1 protein-coding gene and 1 pseudogene are annotated in these 381 nt (G+C 72.7%); both read left to right on the top strand.

Going from position 1 to position 381, the window contains the following annotated elements:
* Nucleotides 1–2: 2 nt before the first annotated feature.
* Nucleotides 3–119 carry a hypothetical protein gene (locus LPA54_RS43410; RefSeq protein ID WP_368857928.1) on the top strand — a complete coding sequence of 39 codons (117 nt, stop codon included), beginning with the start codon at nucleotides 3–5 and terminating at the stop codon, nucleotides 117–119.
* Between the two features lie 28 nt (nucleotides 120–147).
* Nucleotides 148–381 (top strand): annotated as a pseudogene (locus LPA54_RS41975) (hypothetical protein); the annotation flags it as partial.

Here is a 381-nt window from a genome sequence, read left to right as displayed (position 1 = left end):
CGCTGTGCGTGTCGACCGGAACCCGGGACGTGGGCAGGGCGCTCGCCACGGCACGCGCCTGGCTGGGGCCGGAGGACGGGAGCGACACCGCCGCGGCGGCCGCACCGGCCGCCGTGTGACCCGACGCAGGAAGGGAACCCGAGGCCCATGAGCGAATCCGAGTTCACCCCGGAGAACCGCCCCGTGGACGTGTATCTCGACCTGCTGCGGGTGCGGATGGACACGGAGGACTACCGGCTTCTGCTCCGTCTGGTGGAGCCGGTCCTCGAGGCCATCGACGAGCACCGCCTGTCGGGCCTGGACCTGGCACTGGACAGCGGGGACGAGGAACTGCCCCAGGAGGTCCGCGACGAGGCCGCCCTGGTCATCGCCACGGCGGTC

It is taken from the genome of Streptomyces sp. DH12, assembly GCF_020873895.1.
GTDB lineage: Bacteria > Actinomycetota > Actinomycetes > Streptomycetales > Streptomycetaceae > Streptomyces.
This window is presented reverse-complemented; position numbering and strand designations above follow the sequence as displayed.